Below are 17,255 nucleotides of genomic sequence, written 5' to 3'. Positions count from 1 at the left end.
GATTCAGCCGGAAATGAGACGATTTATGTCGTTGTAAAAGGCAAATGCCATCAGCATCGCAAGTGCAACCAGACCGATCTGCTGACCGATCTCCATGATGCGCTCGGGGATGGGACCGCCCTTGATAATCTCTATCACATAATACAGTAAATGCCCGCCATCCAGCACCGGGATGGGGAGCAGGTTCAGCACACCGAGACTGATGCTGATCAGCGCGACAAACTTGAGATAGTGGTCAAGACCGAGCCTTGCCGACTGGCCAGCGTAATCCGCAATCGTTACGGGTCCCGAGAGATTCTTCCAGGATATTTCGCCGGTAATCATGCGCCCGATCATCTTCAGGCTCAGCACGCTGGTCTCCCAAGTCTGTGTCAGCGCCTTGACCAGGCCGTCGACGGGACCATAACGCACCACGGCAAACATCGCTTCACGGCCGCCTTTGGGTTCGGCAACGGCCACCCCGATTCTCCCGACCTGAACGCCCTTCTCGTCCGCCGCGTCGGGAGTCAGTTTGATCTCCATGGGGCGCTGGTCTCGCAGAATCCCGGCGAGAAGTGGACGACCAGGATTATTGCGAACGCGCTCGACGAGATCGACCCACGAATCAAGCGGTTTGTCGTCCAGCGAAACAAAGCGATCGCCCGCCATCAAACCCGCCCGAGCGCCGGCCCCTCCTTCCACGATCTTGCCGATTACCGGCTCAATTATTGGACGCCAAGGGCGCAAACCGATATTCGTGATGAGATCGTTTTCGCCATCCTCGATGGCGATACCACTCAGATTCAAGGCACGAAATGCATCGACGCCTTCCGCGGTCCGCACCCTGAGCGTCACTTCACGTGCGTCGAGAGCGTGGCGGAGCAAAACCCAGCGCAGTTCGGGCCAGCTTCGTACCGGCTCATCGTCAACCGCCACGACCAGATCGCCTTCCCGGATCCCTGCGTCAGCCGCGATGCTCTGCGCTCCCGTCAGGGCTAGCTGTGGCTTCAGTTCTTCCGTTCCGGTGACAAACAGGCCCCAGTAGAGCACGATCGCAAGCAGAAAATTGGCAATCGGCCCGGCAGCGACAATCGCAAAGCGCCGTCCGACGACCTGCCGATTGAAGGCGCGATGAAGCTCCGCCGCCGGCACCTCCCCTTCCCGCTCATCAAGCATCTTGACGTAGCCGCCAAGCGGAAACGCCGCCAGCGCCCACTCCGTGCGATCGGCGCCGGCGGTCCAGCTCAGCAGCGGACGACCGAAGCCGATCGAGAAGCGCAATACCTTGACGCCGCACCAGCGTGCCACGAGGTAGTGGCCCAGTTCATGAACGAGGATCAGCAGGCCTAAGGCGAGAACGAACGGGATCAGGTATTCAAGTAAATTCATTGGCGCGTCTGGCGGACGAGAATTTCGCTACGCGCAATGTCGCGTGCGCGGGCATCCGTATCGATGATTGACTCGATCGAGTCGACCGGCAAGCCGACAGCTCGTTCCAGCGAAGCGGAAATAACATCGGCGATGCGCCTGAAACCAAGGCGCCCTTCGAGAAAGGCTGCCACGGCCTCCTCGTTCGCTGCATTCAACACCGCGGCGGCTGCCCCCCCTTCGCGCAGAGCCTGGTAGGCAAGTGCCAAGCAGGGGAAACGCTGGAAATCCGGTCGCTCGAAACTCAGGCGGGCGATCTCGAAGAGGTCCAGCGACTTCACTCCCGCATCGATCCGCTCCGGGTACGCAAGCGCATGCGCGATCGGCGTACGCATGTCGGGGTTACCCAATTGCGCAAGCACTGAGCCGTCCGCATATTCGACCATCGAGTGGATTACGCTCTGCGGATGCACGACGACGTCGATACGTTCGGCGGGAACACCGAACAGCCAGTGGGCTTCGATGACCTCTAGCCCTTTGTTCATCATCGTTGCCGAATCGACCGAGATCTTTCGTCCCATCACCCAGTTCGGATGCGCGCAGGCCTGATCGGGCGTCACACCCTCAAGGCTTTCGAGCGAACGCTCGCGGAACGGCCCTCCTGAGGCCGTCAGCAGGATGCGCCGAATCCCGCGTTCGTCGGGATTGCGCACATAGCTGCCGGGAAGCGCCTGAAACACGGCATTGTGCTCGCTGTCGATAGGCAGCAATTGTGCGCCGCTCGCCGCAACGGCCTCCATGAACAGAGCTCCGGAAAGGACCAGAGCTTCTTTGTTGGCGAGCAGAATCCGTTTGCCTGCACGCGCTGCAGCCAATGTTGGCACCAGACCGGCTGCGCCGACGATTGCCGCCATCACCGCATCCACTTCGTCGTGGGTGGCGACCATGGACAGCGCATCCGCTCCCGCCAGCACCTCGGTTACCCCGCCGTGCGCCCGCAATTTCTCTCGAAGTTCGGATGCTGCCGCCAGATTGACCATCACTGCATATCGCGGCGCAAAGCGTACGCACAGCTCGAACATTCGCTCGACCTGGACCTGCGCGGTCAGTGCGAAGGCCTGGAAGCGGTCCGGGTGACGGGCGATCACATCGAGCGTGCTCATGCCAATAGAGCCCGTCGCGCCCAACACGGTTATCCGTTGAAAATTCGTTTCAGGCATCGATCAATATGCGAACCAGAGAGCCGCCAGGCCCACCAGCGGAAGAGTGGAAGTGAGACTGTCGATGCGGTCGAGTATGCCGCCATGCCCGGGCAGCAGGGCACCGCTATCCTTTACACCGGCTTGCCGCTTGAGCAATGACTCGAACAGATCGCCCTGAATGCTTACAGCGGTGAAGGCGACAAGCAGGGGTAATAGAATTGGCAGCGAAAAACCGCGCACCAATTCCGAACTGCTGGTAAGCACGAGCATCAACCCGAAGGCCATCACGCCGGCGACGGCTCCGGCTGCACCCTCCCACGTCTTGCCAGGGCTGATTCCCGGCGCCAGCTTGTGGCGCCCGAAGGCGCGACCGGTAAAGTATGCCGAAATATCGGCCACCGATACGGAGGCGATCGCCGCGAGGAGGAGCCAGGGGCTGACCAGGCGTAGATGCGCCATCGCGAGGGCGGGCGGTACCAGAACGACCAGGCCGACCGCTACCGCGCTCGCGCTACCGCTGATACGCCATTTGCTGCCGAGCCAGAATGGCACGACAGCAAGCCAGAATAAGCCGCTGACGAGATAAAATCCGGTGAGCCGAACCGGCGGAAACTGAAGGGTTTGCGACAAGCCGCTTACTGCCCCAATGAGCAGGCAGGCTGCACCCATCATGGCCGCGAAAACGCCGCGCTGCCAGGATGAGAAGCCGCCTAAACCGCCCCACTCCCACGAAGCACCGGCGCAAACGAAGCTCACGAGCACGAGCCAGCCAAGCGGTGGAAGAAGGAATATCGCTGCAAGTAGGCCGGCGAGGAGAACGAGTGCCGTGATGACCCGGGTTTTAAGCATGGTCGCCCGTTGCACGATCCGTCGGGCGAGGTGTCGCCACGCTTTCCGTGTCGCTCAACTGCTCGCTGGTGCGACCGAAGCGCCGTTCGCGCGCCTGATAGGAACGAATCGCCAAATCGAGGGCGTTCTCATCGAAATCCGGCCAGAGCGTGTCGGTAAAGTACAGTTCCGAATAGGCCAGTTGCCACAGCAGAAAATTGCTGACGCGCTGCTCGCCCCCTGTCCTGATGAACAGATCCGGTTCCGGGCCGTAGTTCAGCGAGAGCTCGGCGCTCAGTTCTTCCTCAGTGAAGCCGCTGCGCCGATCCGGATTTCTTTCCAGCATTCGGGTCACGGCCTGCAGAATGTCCCACCGTCCGCCATAGTTTGCTGCGATCGTCAAAGTGAGCTTTTCGTTTGCAGCGGTGCGGACTTCCGCCCGTCGAATCATGTCGACCAGCGCGGGATCGAAACGCGAGAGATCCCCGATGACACGAAAGCGGATTCCGTTCTCGTGCAGACGGTCGACTTCCTTCTGCAGCGAGCGCATGAACAGTTGCATCAGGAACGAAACTTCGTCGGCAGGCCGGCGCCAGTTTTCTGAACTGAATGCAAACAGCGTGAGATGGGAAACGCCGCGCTCCATGCACGCGCGGATGACGCAGCGCACCGACTCGACACCGCGCCCATGGCCGGCAACTCGAGGCATGAAACGCTTGCGCGCCCACCGCCCGTTGCCGTCCATGATGATAGCGATATGTCGCGGAATGCCGGACACTTCGGGGACGTCGCGCGTGGAACTGGTAAAGGGCGAACCCGCCATAATGCGTCTCCCGCGTCCCGTCCGGTTGTGCATACAGATCCTCGCGGATCAGATCTGCATCAGTTCCTGCTCTTTTTGTGCGAGCAGTTTGTCGATTTCGTTGATGTGCTTGTCGGTCAGTTTCTGGATGTCATCCTGAGTACGACGTTCGTCGTCCTCGGAAATCGTCTTGTCCTTTATCGCGTCCTTCAGCTGCTGATTGGCGTCGCGACGCAGGTTGCGCACCGCGATTTTGGCATTCTCGCCTTCATGGCGCACTACCTTCGTCAGATCGCGGCGACGCTCTTCCGTGAGCGCGGGCATCGGAACGCGGATAATGTCGCCTTGATTGGCCGGATTCAGCCCGAGATCGCTGTCGCGGATCGCCTTTTCGACTTTCTGAACCATGGGCTTCTCCCAGGGCTGCACACCAATGGTGCGCGCATCGACCAGAGTCACGTTGGCGACCTGACTGATCGGCACCATGTTGCCGTAGTACTCGACCATCACATGATCGAGCAGGCCGGTGTGGGCACGGCCCGTGCGGACCTTGGCCAGGTCAGCCTTGAGCACGTCGATCGACTTCTGCATCTTCTGCTCGGTCGTTTTCTTGAGTTCGGCAATCATCATCGAGTCCTCAGGAATGAACCAGCGTGCCCTCGTCTTCACCCAGCACGACGCGCTTGAGTGCGCCCGGCTTGAAGATCGAGAACACGTTGATCGGCAGTTTCTGATCGCGACACAGCGCGAAAGCGGTGGTATCCATCACCGCGAGATTGCGGCCGATGGCTTCATCAAAACTGATGCGATGGTAGCGCTGCGCGCTGGGATCCTTGTGGGGATCGGCGGTATACACGCCATCGACTTTGGTAGCCTTCAACACGATCTGTGCAGCCATTTCAGAGCCACGCAGGGCTGCCGCAGTATCGGTAGTGAAAAACGGGTTGCCGGTACCGGCGGCAAAAATCACGACACGCCCTTCTTCCATGTGCCGGATAGCGCGTCCGCGGATGTAGGGTTCCACAACCTGGTCGATGCGCAGTGCCGACTGCACGCGCGCCTCGACACCAGCACGGCGGAACGCGTCAGCCAGGGCCATCGCATTCATCACGGTCGCAAGCATGCCCATATAGTCCGCGGTGGCGCGATCCATGCCGGATGACGCGCCCTTCATGCCGCGGAAAATGTTGCCGCCGCCAATCACCACGCCGACTTGCACGCCGAGGCGCGTGACCTCGGCGATTTCGGCGACGATGCGGCTGACCACCTCTTCGTTGATGCCATACGCGTCGTCGCCCATGAGGGCTTCGCCGGACAGTTTCAACATGATGCGCTTGTAGGCGGCGACACTCATCACAGACCTCTTACTTCTTGGCCGCAGCGGCCTGGGCCGCCACTTCCGCCGCGAAGTCGGTCACCTTCTTCTCGATGCCCTCGCCGACGACGTACAGCGTGAAGCTCGCAACCGAGGCGCTGCGGGACTTCAGCAGTGCTTCGATGGTGAGCTTGTCGTCCTTGACGAAGGGCTGACCGAGCAGCGTGACTTCCTTCAGGAACTTCTGCACCGTACCTTCGGCGATCTTTTCCAGCATCGCATCCGGCTTGCCGGCTTCGCGCGCCTTCTCGATGGCGATGCGGCGTTCGGTATCGATCAATTCGGCCGACACTTCAGCGGCAGCCAGAGCCTTCGGCTTGGCAGCAGCGATGTGCATCGCCAGATCCTTGCCGAGCGACTCGTCGCCACCGACCAGGTCCACCAACACGCCGATCTTGGCGCCGGCATGGATGTAACTGGCCACGACACCCTTGGCATCGATGCGAACGAAACGACGAACGGTGATGTTTTCGCCGATCTTGCCGACGAGAGCGGTGCGCACCTGCTCGACGGTCTGACCGCCGAGTTCGAGCGCCGAAATCGCATCGACGTCGGCCGGATTGCGCGTTGCCACGAGTTCGGCAACGGAGGCTGCGAACGCAAGGAAATCGTCGTTCTTGGCAACGAAGTCGGTTTCGCAGTTCACTTCGGCCATCGCAGCGAGCTTGCCATCAGCGGACAGATACGTGGCAACGATGCCTTCCGCGGTCACACGGGAAGCGGCCTTGCTGGCTTTGCTGCCGAGCTTGACGCGCAGAATCTCTTCGGCTTTGGCCATGTCACCAGCAGCTTCGGTGAGCGCCTTTTTGCACTCCATCATCGGCGCGTCAGTCTTCTCGCGCAGTTCCTTGACCATGCTTGCGGTAATTTCCGCCATGCTAACTCCTGAATCTCGTGTTCAATTCGATGCCATCGAGGGACGGCGCGACTCAGGCCTGTTCGCCAGAGCCTTCATCAACTTCGACGAATTCGTCGGAACCCGCCGCAACGATTTCCTGCAACACCTGGCTGCGACCTTCCAGCACTGCATCGGCAACGCCGCGAGCGTAGAGGCGAATTGCGCGCGAGGAGTCGTCGTTACCCGGAATCACGTAATCGATGCCTTCCGGCGAATGATTGGTGTCGACCACGGCGACAACCGGAATACCCAGCTTCTTCGCTTCGGTAATCGCGATCTTGTGGTAACCGACGTCGATGACAAACAGCGCATCGGGCAGGCCGCCCATATCCTTGATGCCACCGATACTCTTCTGCAGCTTGTCCATTTCGCGCGAAGCCATCAGCGCTTCCTTCTTGGACAGACGCTCGATCGAGCCATCCTCGACCATAACTTCCATTTCCTTCAGGCGCTTGATCGATTGCTTGACGGTCTTGAAGTTGGTCAGCATGCCGCCCAACCAGCGCTCGTCAACGAACGGCATACCGGCACGGCGAGCTTCTTCGGCTACGATTTCACGCGCCTGGCGCTTGGTCCCGACCAGCAGGATCGTGCCGCGATTGGCAGCGAGCTTGCGCACGAAGCTCATCGCTTCGGTGTACTTGACCATCGTCTTTTCGAGGTTGACGATGTGAATCTTGTTGCGCTGGCCGAAGATGTAGGGGGCCATGCGCGGGTTCCAGAAGCGGGTCTGGTGACCAAAGTGGATGCCAGCTTCGAGCATCTGACGCATCGTGACAGACATGTGTAACTCCGAACTTTAAGGGTTGAACCGCCGCCCGACATGGCTGATCACGCTGTATTCGTGGCAACCCCAACCGTCGCAGAGCGCATGCTCCAGCCGACGGACCCTTTCGGTGCTCTGTCGGGCGTGTGGATTTTGCCTGCCACCATTGGCAGACAAGCCCAAGATGATAGCAGGTTCGGACTCGGTGACTCAAGGTCGGCATGCAGACTCGATGCGCGGGCGCATCCGATTTGCCGCGGCATTCGCCATGCGATAGCCTTGCCTTTTGACTGCCTCAACCCCACGAAAATGAGCATCACCATAAAAACGCCCGAAGAAATCGAAAAAATGCGCGTTGCCGGACGACTGGCCGCAGAAGTCCTCGACTACATCACGTCGTATGTGAAGCCGGGTGTAACGACCGGAGAACTCGATCGCTTGTGCCACGACTACATGGTCAACGAGCAGCAAACCGTCCCGGCGCCGCTCAACTATGCGCCGCCCGGGTACACGCCCTATCCGAAATCGATCTGCACCTCGGTGAACCACCAGATCTGCCATGGCATACCCGGCGAGAAGGCGCTAAAGAAGGGCGACATCGTCAACCTCGACATCACCGTCATCAAGGACGGCTATCACGGGGACACCAGTCGCATGTTCCTCGTCGGCGGAGATGCCAGCATTCTCGCCAAGCGCCTGTGCCAGGTAACGCTCGAATGCCTGTGGCTGGGGATTTCTGCAGTACGCCCCGGGGCACGGCTCGGCGACATCGGCCACATCATTCAGAAGCATGCCGAAGGCAGCGGTTTCTCGGTCGTGCGTGAATTCTGCGGCCACGGTATCGGATCGAAGTTTCACGAGGAGCCACAGGTGCTGCATTACGGCAAGGCAGGAAGCGGACCGGAACTGCTCCCCGGAATGATCTTCACGATCGAGCCGATGATTAATGCGGGCAAAGCCGCCATTTCCGAACTGCCAGACGGCTGGACCATCGTGACCAAGGATCGCAGCCTGTCGGCCCAGTGGGAGCACACCATACTCGTGACCGATTCGGGGGTCGAAGTATTGACCCTTTCGGCTGGCAGCCCGCCTCCCCCACCGCTGGTCGCACCCTTGCTATCTTGAAGACCGGCCAGGCGTCCCGGTCATGAGTGTCATTTCCATCGACGAGATCCAGGCGACGATTGCGCACGCGCGCGAGCAGTTGTCGAGCGGCTGTGCGCGAATTCGCTCGGCCTACGAGGCTCATCCAGCCACCACCACGGTCCTCAGGGGGCGCGCTCGTCTTGTGGACGAGGCGATCATTCACCTGTGGCGGGTGTGCGGAATTTCGCGCGACGCCGCACTGATCGCGGTCGGCGGGTACGGGCGCGGCGAGCTGTTCCCGCACTCCGACGTTGATCTGATGGTGCTGCTTCCGTCGTCGGCAGACGGCAGTTTGCAGGCCCAACTGGCGACATTGATCGGCGCTCTGTGGGACGTCGGACTCGAGATTGGCCAGAGTGTGCGCACGCTGGACGAATGCCTGGAGGCCGCGGACCAGGACATCACGGTACAGACGAACCTGCTCGAAGCACGGCTCCTTGACGGCAACAAGGCCTTGTTCGACGACTTCTGCAAGCGCTATCGCGAGCAACTGGACGTTCGTGCCTTCTTCAAGGCCAAACAGCTTGAACAGGAGAATCGCTACGCGCGGTTCAACGACACACCGTTCGCGCTGGAACCCAACTGCAAGGAAAGCCCCGGAGGCCTGCGTGATCTGCAGATGCTGGGATGGATCGCGCGTGCGGCGGGCCTCGGGCGCAACTGGCGCGATCTCGCGCGACGGCGACTGATTACGGGGGCCGAAGCAAGCGACCTGCGCAGCATCGAACGCTTCTTGCAGCACGTGCGCATTCGCTTGCACTACCTGACCGGTCGCGCGGAAGACCGTTTGCTGTTTGACCATCAGGAGAAGCTTGCACTGGCGCTTGGGATCGAATCCACGGCCGCCAAGCGCGCTTCCGAAGTGTTCATGCAGCGCTATTACGTCAACGCGAAGAAGGTCACGCAGACCAATACCATTCTGCTGCAGAACTATGGCGCGGAAATCTTCCCCAATCGCGGCGGCCCGGCCTTCGTCATCAACGACCGCTTCCAGGCGGTGCGCGAGTTGCTGGACATCCGCAACGATGACACCTTCGAGCGCTACCCGTCAGCCCTGCTCGAGTGTTTTCTCCTTCTGCAGCAGCGGTCTGAACTGAAAGGAATGACTGCGCGTACGCTGCGTGCCTTGTGGCTGAATCGCAAACGGATCAATGCAGGCTTTCGAGCGGACCCCGTAAATCGCGCACTATTTCTCGCGATCCTGAAACAGAAGCGCGGCATCGTGCACGAATTTCGCAGGATGAACCAGTACGGCATCCTGAGTGGTTATCTGCCGCCGTGGCGACGCATCGTCGGACAGATGCAGCACGATCTGTTTCACGTGTACACCGTCGATCAGCACATCATGATGGTGCTGCGCAACGCGCGTCGCTTTACCATGGGGGAGCACGCGCACGAGTATCCGCTGATGACGCGACTCATCCTCGGCTTCGACCGCCACTGGCTTCTCTACATCGCAGCCCTGTTCCACGATATCGCCAAGGGCCGTGGTGGCGATCATTCCAAACTCGGCATGAGCGATGCGCGCGAATTTTGCGAACACCACGACCTGTCGCCCGAAGACACGGATCTGGTAGTTTGGCTGGTCGCCCAGCATCTCACCATGTCGCAGGTCGCGCAGAAGGAAGACACTTCAGACCCTGTCGTGATCAGGCGCTTTGCGGACGTCGTACAGACGGAGCGGCGCTTGACCGGGCTGTACTTGCTGACTCACGCCGACATTCGCGGCACCAGCCCAAAGGTCTGGAACGGCTGGAAAGGCAAGTTGCTTGAGGATCTGTTCTTCGCCACTCAACGCCTGCTGCGCGGAGCGACTCCCCAGCAGGCGCTGGGGCTGGACGATCGGCAGGAAAACGCGCGCGGACTGCTGCGCTACCATGGCCTGCGACCTGGGGTGGAAGACGCATTCTGGGTGCAACTCGACGCTGTCTATTTCATGCGGCACTCGGCGGAAGAAATTGCCTGGCACTCGCGCGTGCTGTATTTCCGGCCGGACGCGGAAGAACCCGTGGTGAAGGCACGAGTCTCCGAAGAGGACCAGGGCGTTCAGGTAATGGTTTTCACCCGCGACCAGAAGGATTTATTCGTTCGACTAACCGGGTTCTTCGGCCGCCTCGGCTTCTCGATTCTCGATGCCAAGGTCCATACGACGCGCCACGGCTACGCGCTCGACAGCTTCATTCTGCAGGATCCCGGCAACACCGCGCATTACCGCGATGTCATCACGCTGATCGAACATGACTTGACGGAGCGCCTCAAGCATCCCGGACCGCCGGATCGCCCGGCACCGGGGCGTTTGTCACGGCAGGTGCGACACTTTCCGATCACGCCGCAGATCAGCATCCACCCGGACGACTCGGGCAAGCATTTCATCCTGTCACTGGTTGCTGCAGACCGACCCGGTCTGCTCTTTTCGGTGGCGGAAGTCCTTGCGCGCCACGAAATCCGCCTCCATACCGCCAAGATTGCCACGCTGGGCGAGCGCGTCGAGGATACCTTCCTTGTGAGCGGCCAAGGTCTCGCACTCGATTCAAGAGTGCTGCAGATAGAGCGCGAGTTGCTCGAGCGCCTGCAGGTCTAGGCAAAAACGTTGGGCCGGCTGTCAGTGCCCCTTGCCCTGCAAACGGTCCATCAAGGCATACAACAATCCGGAGATGATGAAGGTCAGATGAATGCCCACCATCCAGGCGAGATGGCGATCGCTCAGATTCCCGACATTCATGAAGGCCTTGAGCAACTCGATCCCGGATATCGCGACGATCGAACCGATCAGTTTGATCTTCTGATCGGAGAAGCTGATGTGCCCCATCCACTCCGGCCGGCGTGTGAGGCAGGATCACATTCGCGACGCGAAGCGCTCCTCATGCAGGACTTGATACGCGTCGTGTCACGGCGCGGCGACCGGGCTTACGATGTGCGGACCTACTCCCTCCGACGCGAGATAAATCAATGATTGCCCGCCGCCCGGAACCGCAGCACATTCGCCCCGCGCACGTGATCACGGCGTTGTCGCATGGGCTCCGGCTTTTCGCACGGACCGCCCAGGTTTGCATTGTGTACGCCGGAACGTTCGCGCTGCTCGGGATGGTGCTGATCTGGTTGCTGTCCGTTGCGGGACTGGCGCCAATGGGGCTGCCACTCGTTGGAGGATTCCTGCTCGTCGCCCCCGCGCTGCTACCTGGATTCTTTGCGATTTCGGCTGTGCAGCGAAGCGGCCGCAAACCTGCGTGGCGCGATGTGGCAAAAGGGATACTGAACACGCCGCGTGCCCTTTGGGGACTGCTGCTCGTATGCGCCTTTCTGTTCGTGATCTGGATGACCGACGCCGGCATCCTCTACAGTTTCATGCTGGGACGAAACTATGCCGGGTGGGAGATGCTGTTTCCATTGTCTGCCACCTTGCTGCGGTTCCATCTAGGTGCGGCAGTGGCGGGAAGCCTGTTTGCACTGATCGTCTTCTGCATTACCGCCTATGCGGTTCCACTGCTCATCGAGCGTCGCGCGAACCTCGTCACTGCAGTGACGGCAAGCGTGCGTGCAGTATTTCGCAGTATCGCGGCTAACGCCTTATGGAGTCTGATTCTCGCGACAAGCGTAATCTTTTCGATCATCGTGCCCTTGCTTTTGACGATCGTGCTGCCAATCGTGGCGTTCGCGACCGAATCGCTCTACCGCGCCGTGTTTCCCGGGAGCGAGGATAGCCAAGATTAAGCTGCGCGCCGTCGCCGGATTGGGCAACCCTGTCTATTTTCTGCCTTGGCCTTTACCTTGATCTCGACCGCGCACGATGCTTGCCACCATCGTGACAATGAACAGCAGTAATGCCACGGCATTCGTTAGCGCGCCGAGCTGACGCAGCCCGGCGCCATCGCCTCCACCGCCGAGCACTCTCACCGCCAGAGAAATGTGCAGCATCAGTAGCGGAAGGTAGAACACGGGATGATAGGGAATCCGGACTCGCGAAATTGCCGGGAAAATGATCGGCGCATGACCGAACACCATCGCGAACACGAAACCCAGCGCGATTGCGTGCAAGCCCGCGTCACGCCACGGATGTGACAGAACGAAGCCGCCATTCAGGCCGATCACGGCGCCGATTGAAAGCCATACGTAGCCCGACAGCAGACAGAGCGCGATGTAACGGGTGAGTCCCTTCTGCCGGGCGTTATGCCGCGCGATGTCGTAACGCAGCAGCCACATCGCGAGCGCCAGCAAACCCGCTGAAAAGATCATCAGCCCGCTCTGCACCCACCAGAGACTTGTCACCGCGCCCGCAACAACGACGCCGGTGACGAGCATGAACAACGGCGCCGAGGCAGCCCGTACGGGCAAGAAGCGCGTCAACTCAAGGCGTTCGCCTGCGATGGTGATAACCAGAAACGCTAACCACCAGGGCACAGCCGTCTGTATTGCCCCGTCGACAATCCAGGCAAGAGTGCCCAAAAGCCAGCACGAGGCGCCAACGCAGAGCGTTGCCGTAAACAGCGCAAACTGGCGCTGCATGACTTTTACGCTGCCAAGCACCAGCACCGCGGCGGCGGCGACAAACATCGCCTGTGCCACGCTCAGTGGCAGACCGGACAGCAGTGCGAGACCTCCTGCGCCGGCACTCGCCGGTGCGAGGTAGGCCCACCCGCGAGCGAGCGCTACCGCTCTTTCCAGGCTGATCACCGTTCCGAAGAAGGCACACACCATCAAGGCGGCATGCCAGGCAGCCTGTACAGATGCGAACTGGGGTACATCGAAGGCAAGTCGCGCCATGCCGGCGAGCACTCCCACGAGCAGGCCGAGCATTCCCATCACGAGCAACGGAACGCGTGCCACCGGTTTGAGATCAGTGCTCACGGCCGTACGCATAAGGTTCCTATCAACCGACGCTGTTCAGACTTCATGACGCCGACGCTACCACCCGAAATGACCGCGAGCATCCTTGTTCATCATATTCGGGCTCCACGGCGGGTCCCAGACCAGATTCACGACTACCCGCATGTCCGGCGGCAAGGCAGTGTCGAGTGCCGCATCGATGTCGCCCATGATCATGTCGCCCATGGGGCAAGCCGGTGACGTCATGGTCATCTGAATCGACACCTCCTCCGGCGTGACCTCAATGCCGTAAATCAATCCAAGGTCGACGATATTGATGCCGACCTCAGGATCAATCACCTGGCGGAGGACTGCCTTCACGGATTCGATATCGGGCACTGCAAGCATTGGAAAACCTCCCCGTCTTCACTCTCGACAATTCTTGACCCGCACCAACACCTTCACCGTCTCAAGCGCAACTTCTCGGCGCTCGCGTCTGGGCCGCGTGAACGGGTTGCTTGCGCGTCGGACGCAAACGTTACCGCCGGAATTCGCGGAAGCCTGCGGCGCGCGCGAGATCGGCCTTTACTTGGTCGCGGCTGCGCTCATACATGATCTCGCGCCCCATCGCACTGCCGACGTACGCGGCGCCGTTGCGCGTTGGCAACAAGGTGCATCGCACGCTATGGACGCCCTCGCCCAGCACGACTTCGATCCTGTCCAGACTCTTGTTCAAGACGACGACCTGGAGATCCTGGCCGCTGCTGCTGACGCGTACCTTGATTTTCTCTTCGTTCATGGATCCATCCAATCTGTTGAGCAGCATCGCTGCAAAGTCGAGGACACCGGCGAGGGCTATGTGGGCACACGGGCCTTGTTTCGTTTATCCGCGTACATGGCCTCGTCGGCATGCTGCAGGAGCTGTTCGATCCCTTGGCCGTGCTCGGGATAAAGCGCAATGCCGATGCTCGCCAGTGTGCGTAGCATGCGGCTGTCGACATCGATCGGGTGACTCATCGCACCCCGGATTTTGTCTGCGACAGCCCGCGCGTCCTCCAGTGTCTGGACGTCTTCGAGCAGCACCACGAATTCGTCGCCTGCGAGTCTCGCAACGGTGTCCGCCTCGCGCACGCAAAGCTGCAATCGTCGTGCGACCTCCCGCAGCAACAGGTCTCCGGTTGCGTGTCCGAACGAGTCATTGACCTGTTTGAAATCGTCGATGTCGATGTATAGCACCGCCATGAGGCTTTGCTTCCGGACGCATCGGGCGACCGCAGATCTGATGCGGTCCTGGAACAGGCGTCTGTTTGGCAGCCCGGTCAGTTCGTCGTAGCGGGCGGCACGCAGCAGTTCGGTCTTCAATTGGGCGCGGTCGATGGCGATCGCAACCTGGCCCGAGACAAAATGCAGCAGTTCCTTGTCCTTGTCCGAGTAGTGGGTGCCCGGATCGCCCTTCACAACCAAGGCCCCGATCGTCTCTTGCTGGGTGATGAGCGGCACTGCGAGCCAGGGGCCGCTGTCGTCACCCGATGCGACATTGCCGGACAGCGCAGCCAGCGCGGCATCGTGCGACAGCATCGGACGAGCGTTGCATATGACTTGGGCACAGAACTGACACGCGATCGGTTCGTGCAGGACCGGCGAATTCCCATGCCGGTCCATCTGATAGGAAAAACTGAGCTGTTTTGTCCGCCGATCGCATGTGGCAATGGCCAGTCCCGCCACCGGCACCAAGGTCGCGATGATCCGGTGGACTTCTCGCAGCAGGACGTCCAGGTCGGTGGCGTTGTGCGCCGCTTCCGAAATCGCGTAGGTCGCCAGCTGCATTGCCTCCGCGTGCTTCTGCTCGGTCACATCACGAGCGACTCCGATCCGCAACTGGTCCTTTTCGGACCACCGGGCGGACCACATGATGTGCACCCGGCGCCCGTCCTTGCGGATATAGCGATTTTCGAATCCGATCCGCGAATGCCCCGCGATGACCTGTTTGGCTTCTTCCAGGGTCCTGGCGCGGTCTTCAGGTACGACGAAGTCGAGCAACGACTGACCCATCAGCTCCTCCGGCGTGTAACCGAACATGCGCTCGCACGCCGCATTCACGTACACGATGCGCCCACGTGCGTCGACGAGGAAGACCGTGTCGAGGAGCAGATCGACGAATTCGGGCAAGCAGTCCTCTCTTGTTTTTGTGACCATTTGAAGAGACTACTACCAATCGGCGAAGTGGTGGCCGGGTCGGGTGCCGACGACCCGCTTCAGGCGAATAGGCGCCAAACGGCGCACCTGTCATCTCGGTCGATCAGTCCGGCAGCACATATGGACCGGCCTGTACTTAATAGCACTTAACGATCCATCGGCAGGACGCGCATCGTGCGCCAATTTGTTACTTCGCGAATTCTCTCAAAGGGAAACCCCGCCGCTCACTTCGAGGGTTGCGCCATTGACGTAGCTGGCCTCATCACTTGCCAGAAATGCGTAGACGTTTGCGAGCTCCTCGGGCCTGCCGACACGGCGCAGCCAGCACGCCTGCTTGATCTGGTTCAGGATCTCCTCGGGTACGGTGTCGAGGATGTGGGTGGCGACCGTACCGGGTACCACGGCATTGACGCGTACCCCCTTGGGACCGAGTTCGCGCGCCCAGGTTTTTGTAAGGCCGATCACCCCAGCCTTCGACGCCGCATAGTTACCCTGCCCGAAATTGCCGTAGGTGCCGGCGATGCTCGAGGTGTTGATGATCGAACCTGAGCCCTGCGCGAGCATCGTTTCGGCGACCGCCTGGGTGCAGTTGAACACGCCCTTGAGGTTTACGTTGATCACTGCGTCGAACTGGGCCTCGGTCATCTTCACAAGGCGTGCATCCTTGGTGATGCCGGCGTTGTTGACGAGCACGTCGATACGGCCGTACTTGCCTTTGACCGCCGCGACCATCGCGTTGATCGTCACGCGGTCCGCAACGTTTACGACGTAGCCATCAGCCTGTCCGCCTGCCGCGCGCAGTTCCGCGACCACACTCTCCACCAGCTCGGTGTTGAGGTCGCAGACGATGACCACCGCCCCCTCCGCCGCGAACTTGCGCGCCGCCGCCAGACCGATGCCGTTGGCCGAACCGGTGATGATCGAAACCTTGTCCTTCATTCGCATGATGTTCTCCTTGAATGCTTCAAACGGATGCGTGCCTGGCAAGGCCCCCCCGCGAACGCCCCCGCGCTTGAATCTGAATTCGTGTCGCTGCGATCGCTCGCCGACCCCGCTCGACAACTCAGCGACCGTGATAATGCGGCTCGCGCTTTTCCAAGAATGCGCGCGGGCCTTCGCGGGCATCCTCGCTCGACAAGACGCTTCGCTTGCGCTCGTTCTCGAGGCGATACCCATCGATGAGCGAAACCCCGCTGGACTCGATGACAGTGCGCTTGACGGCCTGCACCGCCAGGGGCCCGTTTCTCGCGATTCGCTCGGCCAGTGCAAGCGCTTCCGGCATGACCTGCGAGGCGGGCACGACTCGATTCACCAAGCCCATGCGATAGGCCTCGTCGGCCGCGAGGGCGTCGCCGGTGAGCATGATCTCCATCGCATGGCAGTACGACACCTGCCGCGGCAAACGGACCATCGATCCCGCAAACGGGATCACCGCCCGCTTTACTTCGGGCAGCGCAAAGACAGCGTGTTCGGCGGCGATTCGCAAATCCGTCCCGAGCATCAGCTCGAACCCCGCCGCCATGCAGGCGCCGTTGATTGCGGCGATCACCGGTTTATGCAGCGGGTACTCGCGCAAGCCAGACGCCGCAAGGATCTCGTGATCCGATAGCAGTCGATGGTCCCACTCGTCCGTGGGAGCGCGTTCGCCGCTCAAGAGCGGGATCGTCCGTGCCAGGTCGCCCCCGGCACAGAAGGCGCGGTCGCCGCTACCAGTGATGATTGCCACACGCAACGCAGGATCGCCCGCGAATGCCTTCACGGCATCACTCAAGCGACACAGCATCTCGGGCGTGAGCGCGTTACGCGTTTGCGGCGCGTTCAGCGTGATCGTGGCAATTGCGCCGTGGCATTGAAATGTGATCGGAAGAGTCATTCAACAGTCCCTATCGTTG

General features: G+C 60.7%; 17 protein-coding genes and 1 pseudogene. 3 read left to right on the top strand and 15 right to left on the bottom strand.

The genetic code is table 11. From position 1 onward, the window contains the following. Positions 1-3 precede the first annotated feature (3 nt). Genes rseP through rpsB form a run of 8 tightly spaced genes read right to left on the bottom strand, consistent with a single transcriptional unit; the run spans position 4 to position 7,236 of the window. Entirely contained in the window at positions 4-1,368 is a 1,365-nt protein-coding gene (rseP, locus tag GPA25_RS09650) for an RIP metalloprotease RseP (RefSeq protein ID WP_169260165.1), read from the bottom strand. Further along, positions 1,365-2,567 carry a 1-deoxy-D-xylulose-5-phosphate reductoisomerase gene (gene ispC, locus GPA25_RS09645; RefSeq protein ID WP_169260164.1) on the bottom strand — a complete coding sequence of 401 codons (1,203 nt, stop codon included), beginning with the start codon at positions 2,565-2,567 and terminating at the stop codon, positions 1,365-1,367. The genes rseP and ispC overlap by 4 nt, the downstream gene beginning before the upstream one ends. Positions 2,568-2,570: 3 nt before the next feature. Further along, the gene (locus GPA25_RS09640) at positions 2,571-3,398 is read right to left on the bottom strand and encodes a phosphatidate cytidylyltransferase (RefSeq protein WP_169260163.1); all 828 of its coding nucleotides are present in this window, start codon (positions 3,396-3,398) and stop codon (positions 2,571-2,573) included. Continuing rightward, positions 3,391-4,200 carry a polyprenyl diphosphate synthase gene (gene uppS / locus GPA25_RS09635; RefSeq protein ID WP_169260224.1) on the bottom strand — a complete coding sequence of 270 codons (810 nt, stop codon included), beginning with the start codon at positions 4,198-4,200 and terminating at the stop codon, positions 3,391-3,393. The genes GPA25_RS09640 and uppS overlap by 8 nt, the downstream gene beginning before the upstream one ends. 48 nt (positions 4,201-4,248) lie before the next feature. Beyond that, complete coding sequence (gene frr / locus GPA25_RS09630) at positions 4,249-4,806, bottom strand: ribosome recycling factor (protein WP_169260223.1); 558 nt, start codon at positions 4,804-4,806, stop codon at positions 4,249-4,251. 10 nt (positions 4,807-4,816) lie between these two features. Beyond that, on the bottom strand, positions 4,817-5,533 hold the full coding sequence (gene pyrH / locus GPA25_RS09625; protein WP_169260162.1) for a UMP kinase: 717 nt from the start codon (positions 5,531-5,533) through the stop codon (positions 4,817-4,819). Between the two features lie 10 nt (positions 5,534-5,543). After that, complete coding sequence (gene tsf / locus GPA25_RS09620; RefSeq protein ID WP_169260161.1) at positions 5,544-6,431, bottom strand: translation elongation factor Ts; 888 nt, start codon at positions 6,429-6,431, stop codon at positions 5,544-5,546. A gap of 52 nt (positions 6,432-6,483) precedes the next feature. Further along, on the bottom strand, positions 6,484-7,236 hold the full coding sequence (rpsB, locus tag GPA25_RS09615) for a 30S ribosomal protein S2 (RefSeq protein ID WP_169260160.1): 753 nt from the start codon (positions 7,234-7,236) through the stop codon (positions 6,484-6,486). 291 nt (positions 7,237-7,527) lie between these two features. Between rpsB and map the strand changes: the two genes are divergently transcribed. Beyond that, entirely contained in the window at positions 7,528-8,343 is an 816-nt protein-coding gene (map, locus tag GPA25_RS09610) for a type I methionyl aminopeptidase (protein WP_169260222.1), read from the top strand. Between the two features lie 22 nt (positions 8,344-8,365). Beyond that, positions 8,366-10,945, top strand: coding sequence for a [protein-PII] uridylyltransferase (locus GPA25_RS09605; protein ID WP_169260159.1), 2,580 nt, complete (start codon positions 8,366-8,368; stop codon positions 10,943-10,945). Between the two features lie 21 nt (positions 10,946-10,966). Here GPA25_RS09605 and GPA25_RS09600 read toward each other — a convergent pair. After that, positions 10,967-11,185: pseudogene (locus GPA25_RS09600) on the bottom strand (YqhA family protein); the annotation flags it as partial. 128 nt (positions 11,186-11,313) lie between these two features. On the opposite strand from GPA25_RS09600, the gene GPA25_RS09595 reads away from it, so the two are divergent. Continuing rightward, a complete protein-coding gene (locus tag GPA25_RS09595; protein WP_169260158.1) occupies positions 11,314-12,075 on the top strand; it encodes a DUF2189 domain-containing protein in 762 nt (253 codons plus the stop codon). A gap of 33 nt (positions 12,076-12,108) precedes the next feature. On the opposite strand, the gene GPA25_RS09590 is transcribed toward GPA25_RS09595, so the two are convergent. From GPA25_RS09590 to GPA25_RS09565, 6 genes are all read right to left on the bottom strand, one after another. After that, a complete protein-coding gene (locus GPA25_RS09590; protein WP_246265556.1) occupies positions 12,109-13,164 on the bottom strand; it encodes a hypothetical protein in 1,056 nt (351 codons plus the stop codon). 102 nt (positions 13,165-13,266) lie between these two features. Next, positions 13,267-13,575 carry a metal-sulfur cluster assembly factor gene (locus tag GPA25_RS09585; RefSeq protein WP_169260156.1) on the bottom strand — a complete coding sequence of 103 codons (309 nt, stop codon included), beginning with the start codon at positions 13,573-13,575 and terminating at the stop codon, positions 13,267-13,269. 130 nt (positions 13,576-13,705) lie between these two features. After that, positions 13,706-13,966, bottom strand: a complete 261-nt coding sequence (locus GPA25_RS09580) for a hypothetical protein (RefSeq protein ID WP_169260155.1) — start codon at positions 13,964-13,966, stop codon at positions 13,706-13,708. Positions 13,967-14,022: 56 nt separating this feature from the next. Next, positions 14,023-15,336 carry a sensor domain-containing protein gene (locus tag GPA25_RS09575; RefSeq protein ID WP_246265545.1) on the bottom strand — a complete coding sequence of 438 codons (1,314 nt, stop codon included), beginning with the start codon at positions 15,334-15,336 and terminating at the stop codon, positions 14,023-14,025. A 231-nt stretch (positions 15,337-15,567) separates the two neighbouring features. Then, a complete protein-coding gene (gene fabG / locus GPA25_RS09570; RefSeq protein WP_169260153.1) occupies positions 15,568-16,308 on the bottom strand; it encodes a 3-oxoacyl-ACP reductase FabG in 741 nt (246 codons plus the stop codon). Between the two features lie 118 nt (positions 16,309-16,426). Next, the gene (locus GPA25_RS09565) at positions 16,427-17,236 is read right to left on the bottom strand and encodes an enoyl-CoA hydratase/isomerase family protein (RefSeq protein ID WP_169260152.1); all 810 of its coding nucleotides are present in this window, start codon (positions 17,234-17,236) and stop codon (positions 16,427-16,429) included. Between the last annotated feature and the right edge of the window lie 19 nt (positions 17,237-17,255).

Source organism: Aromatoleum diolicum, assembly GCF_012910955.1.
In the GTDB taxonomy this organism is placed as follows: Bacteria; Pseudomonadota; Gammaproteobacteria; order Burkholderiales; family Rhodocyclaceae; genus Aromatoleum; species Aromatoleum diolicum.
The sequence above is the reverse complement of the archived record's forward strand: the minus strand, read 5'-3'. Positions and strand labels throughout refer to the sequence as shown.